Origin of the sequence: Leptospira johnsonii (assembly GCF_003112675.1) — a bacterium.
In the GTDB taxonomy this organism is placed as follows: Bacteria; Spirochaetota; Leptospiria; order Leptospirales; family Leptospiraceae; genus Leptospira_B; species Leptospira_B johnsonii.
Map to the genome: position 1 here is coordinate 935,879 of NZ_BFAY01000011.1, position 21,293 is coordinate 957,171.

Genomic DNA, 21,293 nt, shown 5'->3' on the forward strand with positions numbered 1-21,293 from the left:
AACCCGCCTTAGGAATCTTTTTATTAATTAATATTCAAGTCGGCAAATGGGTCAATAAATCGATCCTTTTTCGGGATTTATTCGTGGAAAATTTATTGCAAAAGAAAGTTAACGCAATGGTTTAAAAAACCGGAAACGAATTTCGATTGTTTATCTGATATAAATCAATTTTCTTTCGCGAGAAGCTCAGCTTCTTCTTCCAGGACCCTAATCGTGTCCGATAAAAGTTCGCTTTTTCTTAATAAAGAATCCATCGAACTTTGCAATTCCGATATGGCTACCATGATCATGGAAGCTCCCGTATTCTGCTCGTTGGAAGAATTCTCGATTCCCGCGGAAAGTTTTCGCAATTCCGATAAACTGGAAAGAAATTCATCGTTTATCTTGATCTGATTTTCCAAAAGTACGTTCAACTCATTAAATCTTGCCAGAAAGGCGGTAAACTGATTTTCCTGGTCCCTTACTTTCTCGGTGGTGACTGAAGCGGTATTTCTTCCGTTCGCAACATACTTATTCGATTCCCCGATAATTTTCGAGATTCTAGCGGCGTTCTGACCGCTACTTTCGGCAAGCTTAGAAACTTCCGTAGCCACAACTGCAAAACCTTTACCTGCAATCCCAGCTCTTGCTGCTTCGATAGAAGCATTCAAAGAAAGTAAATTAGTACGGTCCGCAACATCGGCCATAATTTCCGTAACTTCTCCGACAGAACGAAACGATTCTCCCAAAGATTCCAAGGATTCGGAAAGGCCGGAAACGAATTTAGTAACTTCTTTACTTGTATTCTGAACAGAGTGAATACGTTCATTTAGTTCGGAAGAATAATCAGCGATCTTATCGATCATAGTTCTGAGACTTTGGCTTTTACTCACAAGCTGTTCAATCCTTCCGAATTGATCTTTCACAGTTGCTGCCGCACTCTCTATCTGGGATAAAAACTCGCTGAGAGTACTCCCTATTTCATCGAACGACGTCGCGTGATTGTTGATTACATCGAAAAACTCGTTAGAAAAATTCCGCAAAGACCTGGACTTTTCCCTTAAAGAAACAGCCGCAGAGTCCATTTTCCCCTTACTCTTTTTCAGTTCATTTCCGGATATTATGATTGTGGTTAATTTTTCCTCTTCCGCGCTTCTCAAAAGTGAGAAAATATTGATCACACTTTTTACTATGAACGAGATCACAATAAGAAAGATCAATTTCAGTATTTGCTCGGAAACCGAAGCGAATCCGGGAGAAAGCACTTCTAAAGGTTCTTCTGAAAAGACTACGCCGTGAAGATAACAATTCAATATTACGATACCCTGACAAACCGCGGATACGAATCCTGTTAAAACTACAAATTTCGGACTAAGAAGTAATCCGGAATATACAATAAATATTACGTTAATTGCATATAGAATGATCTGCCTTATTATTCCGGAAGACATATTCTTCTCGGTGGACGCGGCAAAGAACATCACACATGCAAGAATTATTATATCGGAGAGGACGGAAAACATTCCGATCTGTTTAGGGATTCTTCCTTTTCGAAAAGAGTAAAATAAATTTACGAACGAAACGATCGCCATCGAGATCGTTCCACCCAAGTAGGCCATATTCTGTTCAAAGGTACTCTGTTCCCAAGAAGCTGCCAACGAGGCTAAAAATAAGAATACCAGTCCAATCCGTATTCTCCCGATAGTCAGAGGACCGAGAGCCGCTATTTTTTCCGTGGTTCGTTCGTTGTCCATTAACGACCTCCGAAGCATATTTTGGTTTATAGAAAGAATACCCTAAGTTCAGATTGAAGCCTAAGAGAATCGATACATTTTTCGTAAAGTGAGTAAAAACTCACATTTATATTAAATGTCCAAAGAATTACTTTACCAAAAATTGACAAAGGTCACGTTCGAAGCGGGAAAAATTTACTGATCTTTTGGATTCCAATTTTTCCTAAGAACGTCCCTGATCCTGAGTACTGCTTCGTTTTCCGGTTCTAAATGTAAAGCGGATTGGATCATATACATCGCTCTTTCATAATTTTTTAAAGCGATGTAAACCTGAGCCAGATTCATTAGATTTTTAAAATGGTCCGGTTCTCTTAGTCTCAGCCTTTCCCCAAAGTCCAGTGCCTTTTTTAACTGCCCTGCCTTTCTTGCGGAGAATGAAGCGACATATAAAATTTCCTTATCTACGGGTTTGATATTCAGATAATCTTCTGCGTAATGTGCTGCTTTAGTATAATCCTTAAGTTTTAAGAATAATTTAACGAAATTTTTCTTCACTTCAGGAATGCGACTGTCAAGATTCTCCGCTTCTTCCAAGTAAGTAATGGCCTCTGCCACGTCTTTATTTTGAGAAGTTTCCTTGGCTTTATTAAGTAGCTCTTTTATTTTTTGTTTCTGTTCATTGTGAAGGTTTTCTTCTGAATCTGCTTCTTTAAAAGAAAGTCGTATCAAAGAAAGGTCGTCCGTAAGCGGCCCTTTTCCAACAATACAATCGTAAATTCGATCTAGTTGCCCTTTACCATCTTCCACGAGCCTGAGGAAAAGTTTTTCATCATCATTAATGATCCTTCCTCCATCTTGGTCTGTACCGATCAGAATATCGTCCCTACCGTCAGAGCCTGCAATAATCACATCCCCAGGTTCTAATTGGAACGTTTTGATATAAATACGACCTTCCATACCGGTGGTCCCGAGTTTTCGGAACATCAACTCGTCTTCTATAAAACTCGCAATACCGTCCCTGTATAGAACGGTCCAAGGATGTTCTGCATTAATAAAATATAATATACCAACCTCGTCGTCCACAAGTCCCATTACGGAAGAAACCAGCATAGAACCGTCAAAACTTTCGAAAACCTTATGTAACTCAGTAAACGCATTCTTCAACCAGCGTTCCGGAGATTGATTTTTCATTATATCAACCAGTCTGGTCCTTTCTATGATCGATTCAAAAACCGATCCCAGAACTAAAGCGCCTCCGGCACCTTGCATGGATTTTCCCATTGCATCTGCGTTCAAGAACACTGTATAAGATCTACCATTCAAATCAATATGATTGGAGATATTTAAATCCCCTCCAATCTCATCATGATATCTTCTGAAAGTGAATTTTTTCTTTTGTTCTAGTAAGAAATCAACCTTTACGTTTTCATGAACTGCTTTGTTTGCACCTAAAGGTTTGATCAAAAGAGATGTTAAGAAATAATCTCCATCCTGTTGTTGTTTGAGTTCTTGAACTTCGCCCAAGGTTTGTTCCAATTCCTTGGTTCTTTCCTTCACTTTTTCTTCTAATTCATTAGCGTATTGTTCTAACCTTTTTCGAGCAGATTGGATCGACCTTGCCATTCTGTTAAAGGATCTGGCGATAAATCCAATCTCGTCTTCTACTCTTGGTTCTAACCTATATTCCAAGTTTCCGGAATTCACTTCAGTTAGACCTACCACTACTTCGTCCATAGGTTTGATAAGAGCGTTTTGGAAGAAGAACCTAAATCCTACACTGATCACCAACACGATCGCGAGCAAACAGACAACTAAGATCAATGCAGGTTCATGTATAAACGTTCGGAAGGATTTGTATGTGAAACCTACCTCGTAAACGTTTCCGTTAGTAGGATGTACAACAAGGTACGAAACATAGTAATGAGGTTTTTCATCTCCTACTTTATAATATTTCGTTCCTCTGTAGATCCTTTCTCCTACTTCTCGGATCGGAGATAAAGGAAGAAGGACCGTTTTATCCAAATCAGACTCGGATATATCTGCCTTGAGATCGGCCTCTGCATTAATTTTCACTTTTTCTAAAATTCCGGAAAGGCCAACTTCTTCCGATCTTAAAAGTTTATAAATTGCAGGAGCATCCGATTTGGAAGGCATATGAGAATATTTACTTCGTACTACTTTCAGTCTCTTGTTCAGATGTCTGAAAAATTCCCTTACATCTTCGTCTGAAACCGGATCATTTCCTTTCGATTCTAAAAATTGCTTCAGTCCCTCTTGGTATGCATAAAACTCTTTAGGAGAATTTTCCAAAATTGTTTTGGATCGTTCCCATCTCGCTTTTGCCGGAAGACCTCCTAAACTAGTAAGATTTTTAGCAGTATAGAAGAACCGGATCTCCAACCTATCTTCCGAATCGAATCTTGGATCCTTAAAACCTCTTTCCGTTTGAAAACTATTTTCATTCGGATCAAAAGAAGTCAAATATGCAAAGCCGTTCGGAGTTTCTCCCTGTAAAACTACCAGTTTAGCTTCTTCTCTTCTGATGAGATCGAAAGAAGAATCGTACCCGTTTAATATCGCAAATCCTACCAACTGGAATGCGAGAAGGAAGGTGGCCATACTCACCCCTACGATCCTACTTAAGATCGTGGTCCTTTCTTTGGTCGCGTTTACGTAAACGATAAGTATTAAGAATAAACCAGCTACAAGAAGAATGTCCGCTGTTTGCTGATAGACCGCTCTAGATACTGTCCCTTCTCTACTTAAAGCATTTGTAATACCCGGTAAAAGGGTGATGGTTAAGTATGCAAGAGTGATATAGATGACGGACCTTCTCTCTCCTCCTTTTTCTACGATCGCTCTCCAAATGGCAGCGATCAAAAAGATAAAGTTATAAAGAAAAACGATTAGAGAGAAAATCTTATAAAATAAATGAGTTTCGAAATCCCAATAATGGCTCCCCATCACGAAACTTCGAGTGGACTTTAAAGAAAGAATAATATAAAAGATCGCTAAAGTGATAACACCTGCGTACAAGATCGCATACAAAGTTAATCCTAACTTTTCTTTTTTAGGTGTAGGGAAATAGAAGAAGAATATAAAAAGCTGAGTATACCCCACCATTGGGAACGGGATCACTATCCATCTGTGAAAGATCGTCCATTCTTCGGGGGAACAAAATGCAACCAAATATCCGAAGTGAAAGATGGTAGTGGATAAACTCGAAAGACCTAGATGAAATGCTGCCTTACTTCGGTCCTTGATGGTCAGAAAGAAAAAGGATACATACAAAGAGAATAAAGAAGCAAGTAAGGAACCAAAAAAGTAAAAATTAAAATAAAAAGGGTCCATAAGAAGAGCAGCCTAAGAAATTGATGCCGAGGACCGATTCGTCAAGGAAAATGCGAAATGAAGTCCGAACTCAAGAGACGAAAATTTTTTTCCAAAACTAACAGCGAAAATTCGAAGCTTTTACACTTAACTTTGTCCACCCCAGCAAATATATTTTATTTCCTGGTACTCTTCTATTCCGTATTTGGAGCCTTCTCTACCCATACCGGACTCTTTTACTCCGCCAAAAGGCACCTGCTCCGTAGATAAAATGCCTTCGTTTACGGAAACCATCCCAGCTTCCAAGGCTTCGGAAATTCTCCAAATCCTCGCGGGATCGCTCGTATACACGTAAGATGCTAAACCAACGTCGCTTGCGTTTGCAATTTGTAATGCTTCTTCTTCCGTCTTAAAACTTTTGATCGGTGCAAGCGGACCGAAGGTCTCTTCTTGGAAACATAATGATTTTTCAGAGATTCCCGAGAGAACGCTCGGTTCGTAGAAGTTTCCTCCCAAAGAATGAGCTTTACCTCCGACCAGAAGTTTTCCTCCTTTTTCGATCGCGTCCTTTAGATGTAAGTCCACTTTTTTGACAGCGGCAGAATGGATCAAAGGACCGATATTGACTCCTTCTTCGAAACCGTTCCCTACTTTAAACTTGGAAACTTCTTCAGCGAGACCGTGAGCAAATTCTTCTGCGATCTTTTCCTCTACTAAAAATCTGTTTGTGCAAACACAGGTTTGGCCTGCATTACGAAATTTTGATACAATTCCTCCGCGTATAGCCTCTTTGATATTTGCGTCCGCGAATACTATAAATGGAGCATTTCCTCCTAGTTCCAAAGAAATTCTTTTTACCTGGTTCGCTGATTTTGCTAAAAGGATCTTTCCTACTCTTGTAGAACCTGTAAAACTGATCTTACGAACGATCTTATTCTCTAAAAACTCATTTGCTATCGGTTCAGGCTGTCCGGTAACTATTTGGAAAACTCCGGAAGGAATACCTGCCTCTTCTGCAAGAACTGCTAACGCGATTGCCGAATATGGAGTAAGTTCAGAAGGTTTAGAGATTACCACGCATCCCGCCGCAAGTGCGGGTCCGATCTTTCGAGTGATCATAGAAGAAGGAAAATTCCAAGGAGTTAAAATCCCAGTAACACCTACCGGTTCTTTCCAAGCCATCAATCGAACTTCTTTCCTATGTGTGGGGATCAGATCTCCGTACGCTCGTTTCGCTTCTTCAGAAAACCATTCCAAATAAGAAGCTGCATAATCTATCTCTCCTCTGGATTCAGCCAAAGGTTTTCCCTGTTCCCAGGTCATAATTTTTGCCAAGTCTTCTTTATTTTGGATCATTAGATCCGCCCAGTTCCTAAGGAATCTAGCTCTTTGTTTTGGCACAGTCTTGGCCCATTCTTTTTGGGACTTCTCCGCAAACTCCAGCGCCTTTCTCACTTCTTCTCTTGGTAGATCTGGTACTTCTCCGATCTTTCGCCCAGTTGCAGGATCGAATACAGGAACGGTTTGGGAGAACGTTCTCCATTCTCCTGAATAAAAATTAGAATTTTTGAATAGACTAGGTCGATTGAGTTGGATCATATTTTTGCCTGAAAGAAGCTCTTTCTCCAACCTTACATCTTTGATCCGTTACTGAAAACCGAATTTTGATCCGACAAAAAATGTAAAATAGTTTAAAGATCAAATCTTTGTGGGACTTACAAAGTTAAGAAAAGTTCGCATTCTATAAAAAAATAAAGGATGTTATACATCAGTAAATAGATTAGTAAATAAGTGATTACAAATGTATGTGAATTGAAGAAACTCCCCCAATTTTCAATAATGGTTGTATGGGAAGAATTTTAGGTATTTCTTCAATCCTCCTACTGATCCTCACTTTCCCTCTCGAATCAATTTTAGCTGTAACGATCCAAATGAATGCGGGTCGTATTTTCAAAAAAGTTTCCGTACAAAAAGAAACGGAAACCGAGATAGAGGTAGTCGATCCGGACGGAGTCATATACAGAATCCGAAAGGATAAAATAAAGCAGATTACGGAAGATACTCCGGACACTGTTCCGGAATTTGCCTCCGACGAAAGTGTTCCAACTGGAGCGGTCAAATCACCTTCTCCCAAGGATACACTTCCGGAACATTCAATTTTGCTTTCTCAATCTTTATCCAATGATGGAGCCTTCCAAGGTTCTGATCTATTTGGAGAAAGACAAGCGAGAAGGAATGGAACATCTTATAAAGATTTCTATGAGGCTTACTTCTTAACTACTAGTGCGGAAATATTAGGTTTACCTAAACCGTTTAAACTTGGGCTTACCATGATGAATCCTTTGGTGGATAGAAGTAATACAGACGCTGATCTGAGATTACAATCCACTCCGGGCGGTCCTGACCAAACTTATCTGTTAGATAAGTCTATCGCGACTGGTGTATTACAATTTGATCCGAACGAAGTAAAAACCAGAAAAGAAAAGAACGGCCTTTATGACTATCTATTCACTAGAGCGATGTATGATCATGAGACAAGACTCGGAACATTCTCCGCCGGATTTTTATTCATCAACCAAAACGATCCTACTTATGTGATGAGAGGATATTGGGTGATCGGATGGAAAGCTCCTTTCTGGGAATGGTTAAATCCACAGTTCTCGATTAACAATAAAATGTTAAACGATTACGGCGGAACTTTCCAAGGAACTCATAACTATCGTCTAACGGTTTCTCATGAATTTTTTAAAGGGGAAACCTTTAGGATCACTCCTAGCTTAGTAGTAGGTTACGCGGAAGTAAACGATAACACCGATCGAAAAAAAGGGATTAGCGATATCAGTCCTAGACTACAATTCGATTACGGAAAGTTATTCTTCGCGGCAAATATGATGTACAGAGCTACACCTGCTCTAGTCGATAATGCTACTTATACACCAAGCATCGGTGTGTATCCGGATAGTAATGCCAACGATGGCTTAACGATCGATCCAGCTAAAGCCTATGGATATAAGAATGAGTTGATCATCAATTACATCTCTTCCTTATCGGACGATCCTGCTGTAAAAAGGGCCCTTGTGGACCATTACCAGCAGCAACATATAGTTCATGTGATCTTCTTCTATAATATAGGATACACGATCCGTATTTGAAATTTCTAATTTTCCGGTTCAATTGAACCGGGAAATATTCACTCCATAAAATATAAAAACTGCAAAGTGGCAGCAAGTTCCATTGCAAGCGCGACCCCAATATGTATTAAAATTCCCGCATATACAGATTTGGTCCTGTAAGAGATCATCCCTAAGATAAAACCTCCGAAAAAAGAACCTAGCGCTTCGAACTGGGGTTTGGTAAAATGTAATAGGCCGTACATGAATGCCATAGCTAAAACTGCGGGTTTACTCCCTGCTCTGGATGCCAGAGGAAAAACCATAAACCCTCTAAAGAAAGTTTCCAAAACCGCAAAATCCGCCGCATAAGAAATTTCAAATAAAATGATCCATAAAGCGGGAGGGTAGATCAAATAACCGTCGGACATTCTTCCTGCAAATCGCGGATATACTGAAAGAAAGGAAAGAGAGAAGGATGCAATCGCGATTAACGGAAGCATCAATCCCAATAAGAACAATACTTCTCCGTACTTTGGCGATTTATTTAGTCCTAAAAATCTATCGGGCGAATTTTTGCGCAGAATGATCCAAGCCAAAGGTAACGCAGTATACGCAAGAATAGTTCCCACATAGTTCACTGTAAGCATTGCAATTTCTACGGAAGAAGAAGGGACCCAGTTGAAAAGTTCAGAGTCCCTGATCCTTGCAGAACAAACAATCGCAAGAACGGCTACAAAGCCTAGGATTACTGGAATCGAAGGTTTGAATTCGTTTAGCTTTCCGTATAATGCGAGGGCGACAGGATAGATAACCAAGGCCCCTGCAGCGAAGAATAGAAAGTAAAATAGACTTAACCCGATCTGATTATCTTTTAAAGCCTGGGTAAAAAGTGGAGCAAATCGAAAGGAATAATTATAAGACCAAAAAATCAAAAATAGAAGAAACACTCCCGCAAAAGAGATCCAATCCCTTTTGGTTTGAAAAAAATCCTTTAAACTTTCTTTTAATAAGCCCAAAATCCTTCTCCGGATCGGTGATACCCGATTCGGAGAGAATTTCTATTAACGGAGACGAGGTCTATCGTTTTCAGATCAAATTTTAGGAAAGACAACTGATGCGATCCCAAATTCTTTTTCAAATTCAAAACTAGAGATCGCCTTGTTTTCTTTAGGAGGGATCATAGACATCGCTCTTTCCGTCATAGCGGTGATCGAAAGAGAAGGGTTCACTCCTAAATTGACAGGGATCATAGAACTGTCGCAGACTCTTAGATTCTTATAACCGAAGACTTTATTTTCAAAATCGATCACACCTTCTTCTGGATCCGAACCCATCACACAACCGCCCATTATATGCCCGGTGATAGGAGCATTCAGAAGAACATCGTTCAAGGAACTTCTAGGAAAGCCTCCGATCTTCTTAGCGATCTTTCTAGCAGTTTGGTTTGCGATCGGAATATAAGAAGGTACCTTCTCCCCTGAACTAATAGCTGAAGTCATGGACTTCTCAAAAGGCCAAGACATTCTTCTTTTTCTAACCAGCTTTACCTTATTGTCCAAGGTTTGCATAACTAGAAGGATGAGAGAATTTTTAGCGAAGCCGAAAGGCCAAGATGCTTTCAAAAAATAAATAGGCTGAGTGAACATTGTAAAAAAATATTTAAGAGGCCTAGGAAAGAATCCTCCACCGTCAGTCAGCACGCTTGCGAGAGTCCCAAAAAAGTCGGAACCCTTGGAATAACGGACAGGTTCAATATGAGTGTGTTCATCCGGATGAATGGAAGAAGTAATCGCAACTCCCCTAGAAAAATCCACATCCTTTCCGAACTTAGTAACTCCTAAAACTGTTTCACTGTTTGTACGAACATCGTCTCCTAAACGAGTAGATAGACGTTTCATATTTCCGGCTTCTCTAGAGCGTAAAAGTAAACCTACAGTTCCCATTACTGCCGCGGAAAGAACGACAGACTTAGCCTTAAATTTTCTTTTAGGAGATCCGAACCAACCGGTAGTGGATCGAGTGGAAAGTTGGTAACCGAATTCACCACTTGCATCCGGATCGGCTTCTCCTCTTTCATTTAGAGGAACTAGATCCGTTACCTTTGTTTCAGGAAGGACTTTTGTTCCCAACTTCTCCGCAAAGAATAAATAATTTTTATCTAATGTGTTTTTAGAATTAAAACGACATCCTACCATACAACCACCACAAAGATTGCAGGTAGTTCTTTCAGGACCTTCGCCCAAGAAGTATGGATCTTTGACCGTTTGTCCCGGTTTTTCTCCGAAGAATACTCCAACGGGAGTTGCAGAAAAAGTTTCTCCTCTTCCCATTTCCTGCGCGATCTCTTTTAAGACAGCATCCGATCCGTCTAAATGAGGATTTTGAACTACCCCTAACATTCTGGAAGCAACTTTGTAAAAGGGAAGCATTCCATCCTTACCACCGATCTTTTTATATGTAGGGTGATTTAATGTTTTATCCGAAGGAACGTACAGTGTGTTTGCATACACCAAAGAACCGCCGCCCACTCCTGCACCGCTGACTAGAAAAAAATCTTTCAAAAGATTAAGTCTTTGGATCCCGTAAAAACCTAATCTAGGCATCCATAAGTATTTATGAACGGACCAATTCGTTTTTGGAAATTCTTTTGCTGTCCATCTTTTCCCGGACTCGATCACTAAGACAGAATATCCTTTTTGGCTTAATCTCATCGCGGAAACACTTCCACCGAAACCCGAACCGACTATGATATAGTCGTAATCAAAATGAACGTTTGTTTTCTCTTCTGTCTTCATAAGTCCGACCTAAACATATCGATTTATTAACTCAATCTATTTTCGGACTTGACTATGCGTTCGAAAAACTTCTACTACTAATTCGTTTTATCATCTTCATAAAAAGATCGGAGAACTATATGCAAGAGTTGCCGAAAGTTTGCGTTATTGGCGCCGGCTCTAGTGGAATCACTGTTTGTAAATCATTGCAGGACAAAGGGATCCCTTACGACTGCTACGAAAAAGGAAGCGATGTAGGAGGTAACTGGAGATATAAGAATGACAACGGTTTGAGTAATATTTATAAATCGTTACATATCAACACTCATAGAGACAGAATGGAATACAGGGATTATCCTATGCCGGATTGGTATGCGGATTATCCTAATCACGAACCTATCCAAAAATATTTTGTAGACTACGTAGAACATTTCGGACTTCGAAAAAATATCAAATTCAAGAATGGTGTCGCAAAAATAGAACCCCAAGATGACGGAACTTATTTGGTTACTAGCGAAAAGGGCGAAAAAATATTTTACGACGCTGTTATCGTAGCGAATGGACATCACTGGTCTCCGCGTTGGCCTGAGCCGGACTTTCCTGGGAAATTTAACGGAAAGATAATACACTCTCACGACTATGTCGATCCAGAACATCCGATCCAATTGGCAGGTAAAAGAGTAATTGTTCTAGGTATGGGAAACAGCGCCATGGATATTTCCGTGGAGTTAAGTCGTCCAGGCGTCGCAAAAAAAGTTTTCTTAAGCTCTAGAAGGGGAGCTTGGGTGATCCCGAATTATCTTTTTGGGAAACCTTTGGACAAACAAACAGAACTGCTTCCTCCCGGTACACCTTTTTGGTTAAAACAATTTTTGTTTGGGACAATGTTAAAGATAGGAGTAGGGAAGATGGAAGATTTCGGTCTTCCTAAACCGGATCATAAACCGGGAGAAGCTCACCCAACCATTTCCCAAGACATTTTAGTACGCCTTGGAAGAGGAGATATCAAATACAAACCTGTGATCCAAGAATATAATGGAAACAAGGTGAAGTTTGCGGATGGCTCAGAAGAAGAAATAGATGCGATCATCTATTGCACCGGATATAATGTTAAGTTCCCATTCTTCAAGCCAGAGTTTATCTCTGCTCCAGAAAATCATCTTCCTCTGTTTCACAGGACTTTCAAACCGGATCTAAACAATTTATTTTTCGTAGGATTGTACCAACCTTTAGGAGCAATCATGCCTCTTGCAGAGTTCCAGGGAAAATGGCTGGCAGAATATCTGACCGGAAATTATAGCCTGCCTACAGTCCCAGAAATGCAAAAGCAAATCCAAGATTACGAAAAGAAAATGAAAAAGAGATACGTAAGTTCAGCAAGACACACAATGCAGGTTGATTACGAGGACTTTTTGTATTATATGCAAAAGGAATTGAAAGCTGGTAAAAAGAGAGCCTCTAAAAGTTTGAAAACATTGCCTGTTCCTTCCAAAGCAAAATACAAACAATCCGGGAGACAAAGTTCTTCTAACGGAAAATCAGAACCAAGGAAAAAAAGTGCTCTGGCAAAAGTTTGAGACCTTAGCGGCCAGAGCCCTACTTTCTCTTCCGAACTCAGTACTTAGTATCTTTGGAAAGGATATCAAAAGGGGAAGGACCTTAGATCCCAAGGTCCGAACCGCATTAATTCTGGCTAAAATAAAGCCAAAACCGGAAAATCTCCCTCCGCCTAAAGCAAGAGAACTTTTCAAAAACATAATGGGCTTTTTTGATCTGGAGAAAGAAGAACTTCCCAGGGTCGAAAATTTTTCCGTACCAGGAACCGGGCCTAGGATCAAAGTCAGATTATATTCTTCTAATGTAACGAAAGACCTTGAACCTTGCTTACTTTATTTTCATGGTGGAGGCTTTGTGATCGGAGATCTGGAATCCCACGATCTACCTTTAAGATATTTGGCAAAAACTTCCGGTCGCGCAATACTCGCAGTCGATTACAGATTGGGTCCTGAACATTCTTATCCTTCTTCTTGGGAAGATGCATATTCCGCTTACAAATGGGTCAAGGAGAATGGAAAATCATTCGGAATAGATCCGAAAAGGATCGCAGTGGGAGGGGATTCTGCAGGAGGAAATTTAGCGATATCCATTTCTACTCGGGCTAAAAAGGAAAAACTCACTCTTCCCCAATTCCAAATACTTATCTATCCTTGGATTGATCTAATCCAAGAAAGAAAAAGTGTAGAAGAATTCGCGAGCGGATACGCGCTCACTCGGGATCTACTACGGTATTTCAAATATCACAGTGTACCAAACTCAAAAGATTGGAAAGACTCAAGAGTCACAACTTTCCAACAAACGAATTTTTCTCATACTCCTAAAACATATATGCTGATAGCAGGATTCGATCCTCTACAGGACGAGGCATTCGCATATGCGGACCTTCTTCAAAAATCAAAAGTAAAACTGGAGGTCAAAACATACGAAGCTTTGATCCACGGATTTTTCAACTTAGGAGGAAGTGTACCGGAAGCGAAAAACGCCTTGGACCAAATTGCAAGATGGATCCAGGCAGGATTTTCTGGAAAATAACTTTATACTTTTATAAAGTAGATTATCAAATTGATTATCAAAAAGCCTTGTAAACTAAATTATGTTGAACCGATTCCACAAAACCTGATTTGGAAGCGGCCGCTTTTAGAATTTCCAAACCTGGATCGGATTTATATGTAACCTTGTACGTATCCTCCATAATGGATTCTATCGCTAGAATGGTAGAACTAGGAGCTAACTCCTTAATCTTGTACGAGCTAGTTCCAGAAATCAGTTTAAAAATATACTCGTTAGGAACGATCCTTCCAGGTTTCACATATTTCCCTTTTTCTGTGGAAACATTCTTAGGAAATCTTTGAGAAAAAACAGAAAGGGCACCGAGAGAGATAAAAACAAAAATAAAAATCGTCTTTAAGAAAGATTTAAGGAACATCTACACTTAAGTCCGTAGGAGCTTCCAAATTTCTAATCGCTCCATCACCATTAGCAGCTTTGCCATACTTAGTAATGCTTTGCAAAGAACTGGTCGTGGTACCGCCTGCAATAATTGCCTTGATCGTATCCGAATATGTAAACTTAGGATTAAATGATCTCAGCAAAGTAGCAAGGCCGGCCACATGAGGAGTAGCCATAGAAGTTCCGTTAATCGTATTGTATTGAGTCGTATCATTTACATCTAAAGTGATCAAATTAAATGCCGTGATAGCGACCCCGGCCCGATTTATAGAAGAATCGGAAACGAATTCATAACCGAAATAACAAGTTGAAGAACCTACACAATTTGTGGCAGCAACTTCAAAATTCGCAATCAAGCCACCATTTGTTTCTCCAGAAAGACTTCCTACTTTATTAATAGAACTGAATATAATGGATGGAGTTGAAGAAGTAGAAGCATACATATTGATACCGTCATATCCGGACTCTGTATCCAGATACAAATTCATTCGAGCAGTAACAGCTTCTGCGCCAGAAGTGATCGAGATTGGAGCATAAGCCACTGAATATGTATTGGATGCGTATCCAGAAGTAGAAGTTCCTATGATTGCAGTAGCGCAGCTAGTAGATAAATATAAAACAGTTGGAGGACAATTTGCCCAGTTCCAAGCCGTTCCTTGAACAGTTGTTTTAGTCCAGCTAGCAAAGGCTAAAGAAGCAGTCGCCTCTGCACCGGCCCAAGTGCTTCGAATATTAGTACCAGGAGCGCCTATATCCACTCTCTTCTTGGAAGAATCATAATTGGAAAAACTAGCCAATTGGAACTTTTGATCCAAAGCAGCCACGCACAGAATATTGGCGTCATCATATTCGCATGGATAAGAGTTATCCGATTTCAGATCGTTACTTTCATTTCCCGCAGCAACGACAAATAATGCGTCGTATTTACTACCTGCGTTTGCCATTGCCGAACGCATAGCTGAATCGTAGTCCGGTCCACCTAAACTTAAATTTAAAACCTTTGCACCGTTTCGAACTGCGAAGTTGATCCCTTTTATAATAGTAGCGGTGTCGCCCGAACCTGATTGATCCAAAACTCGGACAGCCATAATTTTAGCAGTCCAACAAACTCCGGCAACTCCAGTTGCATTATTTCCTCTAGCTCCGATCGTGCCTGCCACATGAGTTCCATGACCATTCAAATCCATCGGATTAGAATCGTTATCCGCATAGTCCCAACCATTGGAACAAGCTCCTAAAGAAACACCCTTGTCTGAAACACAAGAACCTGAGCTCCACATATTTGCACTTAGATCAGTGTGATTATAATTCACCCCAGAATCAACGACAGCAACGATCGTGTTTGAACAATCCGTATTCACATCCCAAGCACTTTCCATTCTCATATCGTCGCCACTCGTACCTGGATTATTCGCCGGAATACCAGAATAAGTCGCGGTCGCAATAATCTGCCCAGTATTATTCATTCCCCATAACTGATTGTAAACGGGATCATTCGGAGAAGTACTTGCATGATAGATATAATTTGGCTGAACATATTCCACATCCGGATGGGAAGAATATTCTGCAACTGCCTCTTCGACAGTTTGACCTTCTCTCAATTCTACTTGAGAAATTCCAGTCTCGCCTAGATCGTTCAAGACTTTTCCGTTGAAAGAACTGACTGCGTACGATTTTACTGAATCGCCTGCATTGTTTTTGAACTTAACCAAAATCTCAGAAGATTTGAATTTAATTTTAGAATCTCTTTTATAATATTTTTTATTATCTATATTTCCTACCGGATCCAAAAGTTTGGTCCAGTTCGGAACCACATTCGTATCCTTTTCGGCAAACAAATAGCCGACAGATAGCATCGAAAAAATAAGAGCAAATAAGATGAATTTATTCTTCATAAGATTTATTTAATATCCTGGAGAACTTACTTTTGCTTGGATCGACTTCGAAAAAGTGGACCCAGTTCCATTAAATTGAGAGAAAGATTTTACGCGAATGTACCAGGTTCCAGCAGAACTTACAGTAACTGTTTTATAATTCGCCGTATATGGATCTCCCGCATACACAACATCTGCATCGCAGGTCACCCCCGAATCTCCTTCAGCACTAAAGTCCGAACCTTTTTTGTAACAAACCCTATAAGCGCCTGATGCCATATGAACCGCATGTTCTTTGGAATGTGCCCAGGTCACGATAATGTCCCTTCTTCCTCCCGCACCTGAAACATCCAAAACGGAACTGGAAGCATTCCCACCTTTTCCATTGCTCGTATTCAAAGTAACTGTAGCAGACTTGGAACCCACACTTGTGGGACTAAACTTGATCAAGAATGTGGTAGAAGCATTGGGAGCAAGACTCGTGATAGAAGGTTGAGTCACTGTAAACTCTCCGGGGTTAGTTCCGCTTAAGGAAACAGGAGTGCCAGAAAGATCTAAATTAGAACTTCCTAAATTACGGATAGTAATTGTTTTACTGGAAGATATTACGCCAGGAAAAACACTTCCGAAGGAATATGCGAATCCAGTACCGCTTGTAATATCCCTGGAGATACTATTATTATCAGAATACGTTACTGAAATCTGAGCAACATTTCCAGAAGTTCCTACTCCGGAAAGACCAAGAGTATAACTCGAAATATTTGGATCATTACTGTCGATAGAGATAGAAGCGGAGAATGTAGAAACGGAAAGTGGACTGAAAGAAATCGTAAATGTATAAGTTTTCTTAGGAGATATCGTAACAGGAGAACCATTCTGACTGAACAAACTTGCATCCGTTCCACTCAAAGAAATATTAGAAATAACTAAATCTTGCACTCCACTATTTTTAACAGTAATCGTTTTGGAAGAAGTCCCGCCAGATGGAGTATAAAAGTTTGTCTGTGCATTCGGGATAAAATTAAAACTGCCTTCCGAAACTTGGATAGCAGGAGCAGGAGCATCTGTCCCAGTACCTTTCAAATAAAGAATATAAGTACCGATATTCGGATCGTCCGAATTGATGATCAGATATGCGGACTTTACACCCGCCGAACTAGGTTGAAAACTGATCTGAAAAGAACTAGAATCCCCATCAGCTAAACTCGTACTCGCTGGTTGGGAATTAATCACATATTGAGAAGAATGTATCCCACTTTTGGAAACCGCATCCGGATTTCCCGTTAGAGTAACAGTAAAGCTCCCATCATTCTCTATGTTCAAAGTGTTTGAGGATGAAGAAGTGACCAAAACGGAACCTAAAGAAAGTGTAGAACCGGAAGAATATCTTTTACCTTCCGAATCGGATATATGCAATCCCTTGATGCCGGAAGAAGACGGAAAAATCGGAAATAATTTCATTCCACCCCCTCCTCCTCCGCAGTTCAATTGTGGAAGGAGTCCCGCCAAAACACATAAGATAAAAATAAAACGATGATAACCTGAGCCCAATCTCGAATCCCTACTATGTTGGAATTCCTACAGAGGAATCCAATATAAGTTATGATATTATTAACAAATGGAGACTATATTTCTCCCATTCTATTGCCAAATGTTTAGAAAGGTACGTCCAGAAAAATACGATTTTACAATTAGGAAGAATTGGCAGAATAATTCCAAAAATCACCGGAAAAAGGGAACTTATAGGAGAAAAATCAGACTCTTTATGACTCCAAATAAAAAAAGCCGCGGAATCCAAATTCAGCGGCTTTCCAAAACTTTATAAATAGCTAAGTTTATTTTTTTCCAAAAGTTTGTTCCTTCTATATTTTTCGAAATCCTCTTTGGATGGAAGACTCTTCTTTTTAAAAGTAGAATATCTTGCTTCTTGCAAAGAAGAATCTACAGTCTTGCCGATAGATTTATCATTCTTAAAAGTCCCCAAAAAGATTTCAGCTTTCTGCGGATCTTTTCCATAAAAGGCAGAAGAATAACTTCTTACAGATAAATTCCGCAAAGACTTATGCAAACTTCCATCTTCGATCTTACTCTTCAGAGCGGATTCGGATTCTTCTGTAGGATAATACTCCATTAGAGCGATCGCTTTTTCCTTCACATAAATCCTTACAGAAGAGTCTTCCGTAACCGCTTTCAGATAAGGGATAGGATCTGAAACGATCCTTTCCAAAGAAGTTTTAAACTCTGCCTTGGATTTATGTCTGCTGGTCGCAAGCTCCGATCTAATTTTAGAGTAGATCGAAGGATCGATCGACTGAGCAGTCACCGGCAGCGTAAACGCTGCCAGCAAAAGAGTAAGTAATGTTTTCTTAATATTCATTTTCGACTCCATTAATATGCCAACGGGTTGCTTCTGAGTATCCAACCTTGCTCTCCAGTAAGTTGGGTTTGAGAAGTTACTCCGTCTCCCGCCCAGAACATCAGGTTCGAGGCTCCCGAATTGGTGAATCCGGTACCGGAACATTCCGAGATAGATACGAATCCGTCAGTGTTAGCGTCCTGAGAACTCAAACAGTAAGGAGTTTCGATCAACGCATCTCTTGCATTCAGACCGAATATGCTCAATGTGGAACTTGCTCCTCCTCTCTCATTCGTATGGAATAGTCCCAAAAAGTGACCTGCTTCATGAGCAATCGTATCTCCCAAGAATTGTTGATCAGCTGCGCTCAAAGCTGATGCTGCAGATCCGGAAGTTCTGTGAGGCTCGAGCAAAACGATCATTCCCGCCTTCTTCGTAGCTACTATCCCAGGAACTCCAGGAATACCTGCAGCCATTCCAAGTAATCCCGCATAATTCGAATTAGAAGTATCCGACGTCAGGAAGATATTCAATGAATTTGCATCTTGAGAAGAACCGGTTGTAGTGTACAACTTAGTTAAGGAACTTGTTAGGGTTCCTGTTTCATCCTCAAAATCGGTAAGATCCAAGAATTCAGAAGCGGATACACTTGTGGCTGAGAATTGAACATCTATCTTCACAGAATTCTGAGAATAGATACTTGTAATTCTATCAACTGCATCTTGTAAACCTGCAACTGTGTAAGTCGGATAAGAACCTTGAACAAATATAAACCGAATATTTAGTTTCTTCCTATATGTCCAAACCTTAGCCAAACCGCTTGAACTGGTCGTACCGGTTGTGCTGCTAAACGTTCTCTCTTCATTTAATCTTGCATTACATCCTCTGATAATTGAGTAGCTTGCATTAGTCGCACTAAAGCTAACAGGAGAGTTAATGTCGAAATAAACGGTTTGAGAAACATTCGGAGTGATAGTAATTGTTCCAGAGCCTCCCAAAAGATTTAAAAATTGAGAAGACGTTGTTCCATATGGTAGCAACCCGGAGAAATTCGTAAGTCCGACTCCGTCTCTGGTCTCATAAAGAGCACTTTGGGTTGAATTGTAAATACCACTGAACATACCGAACAAAGTAGAAGTCAAGCCATGAGGTTGGTTAATATAATAAACCGCCGAAGGGAAAGATGGTCCGATCGTTATCGGTATCGTGCTTGAATAATACAAAGTTTGGCCGCTGCCACCGTAGTTTGCAATACTTCCAAGATTAGAAGCAACCGATTGAGTATTGATATCAAAACAAGGAGCAGTTGGTTCGTTACCATTCGCAGACAAATTGATCACGTAACTACTTTCATCCGAGTCGTTATTTACAATCGTCAAGGTTGCGGTCTTTGTTCCGGTAGAAGTTGGGGAGAAAGTGACAGTGAATGTGGACGTCCCGCTCGCCGCAACAGTGGCAGAAGGCTGAGAGGCGACGCTAAACAGAGACGCATCTGTGCCACCTACAACTACACGAGGGCTTCCACTCAAGTTCAAGGTGGCAGTTCCAGTGTTCTCTATTGTAAATGTTGTAGTCGCACTGGTAGTACCAATTCTTGTATCAGCAATACCTGAATAAGTTCCAGAACTTGCGATACTTGTAGAGGCTTGCTTCAAATTAATTTCAGGAACAGGTGTTGGAGTTCCGGTTCCAGTGATCGTAAAGTTATATGGATTCTCATCCGAATCGTTGTTTGCGATCGAGATGGAAGCCGTCTTTGCACCTGTAGAAGTTGGAACAAATCGAACTGAGAATGTAGTATTTCCAGAACTTGCTACACTCGTGCTGCTAGGCTGAACAGTAACTTCGAATTGATCCGCATTGGTTCCGGCAATTTCTACAATAGGAGTTCCTGACAAGCTTAGAGAAGCTGTTCCTAAATTCTGGATTCTAAATTGTATCGCAGATCCCGCAACATTCTCCACTTGGCTTCCGAAATCGAAAGAACCACTTCCATCCGCAATGTTTATGGAACCTGTGACTCTCTGTACATTTATTTCAGGAACAGGCGTTGGATTTCCAGTTCCAGACAAACCGAAAGTATAATTCGGAGTTCCTGCATCGTCACTAGGAATAGTAATCGTAGCAGTTTTAGCTCCGGTAGAAGTTGGGGAAAAAGTAACTGAGAATGTTGTAGAACCGGAAGATGCAACAGTGCTGCTAGTACCGCTCGTATCCAAACTATATTGGTTTGCATTAGCACCAGTCAAAGTAATTGTACTTAAATTTAAAGTAGCGTCTCCGATATTGTTGATCGTAAAAGAAACTGCAGTTCCACTTGTATTTTCTTGGACACTTGTGAAAGTATGAACGCTAGACCCGCTAGTAAGAGTAGTAGATCCTCTTTTCACTTGGATATCCGGAGCGGGTGCCGGGTTTGCAGTTCCGCTCAAATTCAAAATAAATATAGGAGTGTTCGGATCATTAGACGCTATTTGCAACTGAGCCGATTTAGTACCGGTTGATCCGGAAGGCGAAAAAGTTACGCTGAACTCAGAAGTCTCTCCAGGATCCAGAACATTATCAGTACCAGATTGATCCAAAGTAAATTGTCCTGAGTCCGCTCCCGTTTTTGCAATGATAGGAGTGCTAGTCAGATTTAAGGTTTGCTCACCGTTATTTTGGATTGTGAAAACTCGGGCAGTACTACTTTCCGTAATTTTTACGCTTCCTAAACTTTCGGTGGAACCATCCGGCACAGAAGTTACCGTACCACTTCCTTTATAAACGCGAATGGTTGGATCAGGACTAGGCGGCTCTGCAGTTTCGCCCGGTGGCAAAAGCAAAGGCCCCTTTCCTCCACCCTTCGGACAATTCACAAAGGAGAAAAGAATAACAAGAGTTAGTACACTCTTTATAAAAAATGTCGTAAACCGTTTCATATCGGAACTTTTCGGCCTCTCTATTTCCAATTTTGTAAGCACCAAGCCCAGATGGGCTAGCAATGCCTTCTTCCTACGTTAGCCAAAACTATATACAACTCAGACAAGGTTCTCGAAAAATTATTCGCTCTTTCGGTGATTCTTCTGAAGAATACATACCCTAAATAGGATAAGCGCAAACAATGTGTCGGATAACGTTAATAAGAA

The 21,293-nt window shown here is 40.4% G+C and carries 13 protein-coding genes; 3 read left to right on the plus strand and 10 right to left on the minus strand.

The features are described 5' to 3' along the window. Window positions 1-164 precede the first annotated feature (164 nt). The 3 genes from LPTSP_RS13280 to LPTSP_RS13290 form a co-directional block, all read right to left on the minus strand. A complete protein-coding gene (locus LPTSP_RS13280; RefSeq protein ID WP_108929192.1) occupies window positions 165-1,733 on the minus strand; it encodes a methyl-accepting chemotaxis protein in 1,569 nt (522 codons plus the stop codon). 174 nt (window positions 1,734-1,907) lie between these two features. Continuing rightward, on the minus strand, window positions 1,908-5,063 hold the full coding sequence (locus LPTSP_RS13285) for a SpoIIE family protein phosphatase (protein ID WP_108929193.1): 3,156 nt from the start codon (window positions 5,061-5,063) through the stop codon (window positions 1,908-1,910). A 126-nt stretch (window positions 5,064-5,189) separates the two neighbouring features. Beyond that, the gene (locus tag LPTSP_RS13290) at window positions 5,190-6,641 is read right to left on the minus strand and encodes an NAD-dependent succinate-semialdehyde dehydrogenase (protein ID WP_174704465.1); all 1,452 of its coding nucleotides are present in this window, start codon (window positions 6,639-6,641) and stop codon (window positions 5,190-5,192) included. Between the two features lie 248 nt (window positions 6,642-6,889). On the opposite strand from LPTSP_RS13290, the gene LPTSP_RS13295 reads away from it, so the two are divergent. Beyond that, complete coding sequence (locus LPTSP_RS13295; RefSeq protein WP_108929195.1) at window positions 6,890-8,194, plus strand: hypothetical protein; 1,305 nt, start codon at window positions 6,890-6,892, stop codon at window positions 8,192-8,194. Window positions 8,195-8,232: 38 nt separating this feature from the next. Here the strand turns inward: LPTSP_RS13295 and LPTSP_RS13300 are convergent, their stop codons facing one another. Together LPTSP_RS13300 and LPTSP_RS13305 are read right to left on the minus strand one after the other, a co-directional pair. Beyond that, window positions 8,233-9,171 (minus strand): CPBP family intramembrane glutamic endopeptidase, encoded by a 939-nt coding sequence (locus LPTSP_RS13300; RefSeq protein ID WP_108929196.1) that lies wholly within the window; start codon window positions 9,169-9,171, stop codon window positions 8,233-8,235. 75 nt (window positions 9,172-9,246) lie between these two features. Next, entirely contained in the window at window positions 9,247-10,950 is a 1,704-nt protein-coding gene (locus LPTSP_RS13305; RefSeq protein WP_108929197.1) for a GMC family oxidoreductase, read from the minus strand. 119 nt (window positions 10,951-11,069) lie between these two features. Here LPTSP_RS13305 and LPTSP_RS13310 point away from each other — a divergent pair, with 119 nt between their 5' ends. Then, window positions 11,070-12,506 (plus strand): flavin-containing monooxygenase, encoded by a 1,437-nt coding sequence (locus LPTSP_RS13310; RefSeq protein WP_108929198.1) that lies wholly within the window; start codon window positions 11,070-11,072, stop codon window positions 12,504-12,506. Next, window positions 12,487-13,518 (plus strand): alpha/beta hydrolase, encoded by a 1,032-nt coding sequence (locus LPTSP_RS13315; RefSeq protein ID WP_108929199.1) that lies wholly within the window; start codon window positions 12,487-12,489, stop codon window positions 13,516-13,518. Before LPTSP_RS13310 ends, LPTSP_RS13315 begins: the two co-directional genes overlap by 20 nt. Window positions 13,519-13,555: 37 nt before the next feature. Here the strand turns inward: LPTSP_RS13315 and LPTSP_RS13320 are convergent, their stop codons facing one another. The 5 genes from LPTSP_RS13320 to LPTSP_RS13340 form a co-directional block, all read right to left on the minus strand. After that, window positions 13,556-13,912, minus strand: a complete 357-nt coding sequence (locus tag LPTSP_RS13320) for a hypothetical protein (RefSeq protein ID WP_108929200.1) — start codon at window positions 13,910-13,912, stop codon at window positions 13,556-13,558. After that, window positions 13,902-15,830, minus strand: coding sequence for a S8 family serine peptidase (locus LPTSP_RS13325; RefSeq protein WP_108929201.1), 1,929 nt, complete (start codon window positions 15,828-15,830; stop codon window positions 13,902-13,904). The genes LPTSP_RS13320 and LPTSP_RS13325 overlap by 11 nt, the downstream gene beginning before the upstream one ends. 9 nt (window positions 15,831-15,839) lie before the next feature. Beyond that, window positions 15,840-17,270: a choice-of-anchor D domain-containing protein gene (locus LPTSP_RS13330; RefSeq protein ID WP_245915570.1), complete on the minus strand. Its 1,431-nt coding sequence runs from the start codon at window positions 17,268-17,270 to the stop codon at window positions 15,840-15,842. 358 nt (window positions 17,271-17,628) lie between these two features. Beyond that, entirely contained in the window at window positions 17,629-18,186 is a 558-nt protein-coding gene (locus tag LPTSP_RS13335) for a hypothetical protein (protein WP_135354757.1), read from the minus strand. An 11-nt stretch (window positions 18,187-18,197) separates the two neighbouring features. Beyond that, window positions 18,198-20,984 carry a choice-of-anchor D domain-containing protein gene (locus LPTSP_RS13340; RefSeq protein ID WP_167396438.1) on the minus strand — a complete coding sequence of 929 codons (2,787 nt, stop codon included), beginning with the start codon at window positions 20,982-20,984 and terminating at the stop codon, window positions 18,198-18,200. Between the last annotated feature and the right edge of the window lie 309 nt (window positions 20,985-21,293).

What these genes read in the sequence shown, in the direction of transcription:
- LPTSP_RS13280 (WP_108929192.1), bottom strand. Translation starts at nt 1,733, where the DNA reads ATGGACAACGAACGAACCACGGAAAAAATAGCGGCTCTCGGTCCTCTG.
- LPTSP_RS13285 (WP_108929193.1), bottom strand. Translation starts at nt 5,063, where the DNA reads ATGGACCCTTTTTATTTTAATTTTTACTTTTTTGGTTCCTTACTTGCT.
- LPTSP_RS13290 (WP_174704465.1), bottom strand. Translation starts at nt 6,641, where the DNA reads ATGATCCAACTCAATCGACCTAGTCTATTCAAAAATTCTAATTTTTAT.
- LPTSP_RS13295 (WP_108929195.1), top strand. Translation starts at nt 6,890, where the DNA reads ATGGGAAGAATTTTAGGTATTTCTTCAATCCTCCTACTGATCCTCACT.
- LPTSP_RS13305 (WP_108929197.1), bottom strand. Translation starts at nt 10,950, where the DNA reads ATGAAGACAGAAGAGAAAACAAACGTTCATTTTGATTACGACTATATC.
- LPTSP_RS13310 (WP_108929198.1), top strand. Translation starts at nt 11,070, where the DNA reads ATGCAAGAGTTGCCGAAAGTTTGCGTTATTGGCGCCGGCTCTAGTGGA.
- LPTSP_RS13320 (WP_108929200.1), bottom strand. Translation starts at nt 13,912, where the DNA reads ATGTTCCTTAAATCTTTCTTAAAGACGATTTTTATTTTTGTTTTTATC.
- LPTSP_RS13325 (WP_108929201.1), bottom strand. Translation starts at nt 15,830, where the DNA reads ATGAAGAATAAATTCATCTTATTTGCTCTTATTTTTTCGATGCTATCT.
- LPTSP_RS13330 (WP_245915570.1), bottom strand. Translation starts at nt 17,270, where the DNA reads ATGAAATTATTTCCGATTTTTCCGTCTTCTTCCGGCATCAAGGGATTG.
- LPTSP_RS13335 (WP_135354757.1), bottom strand. Translation starts at nt 18,186, where the DNA reads ATGAATATTAAGAAAACATTACTTACTCTTTTGCTGGCAGCGTTTACG.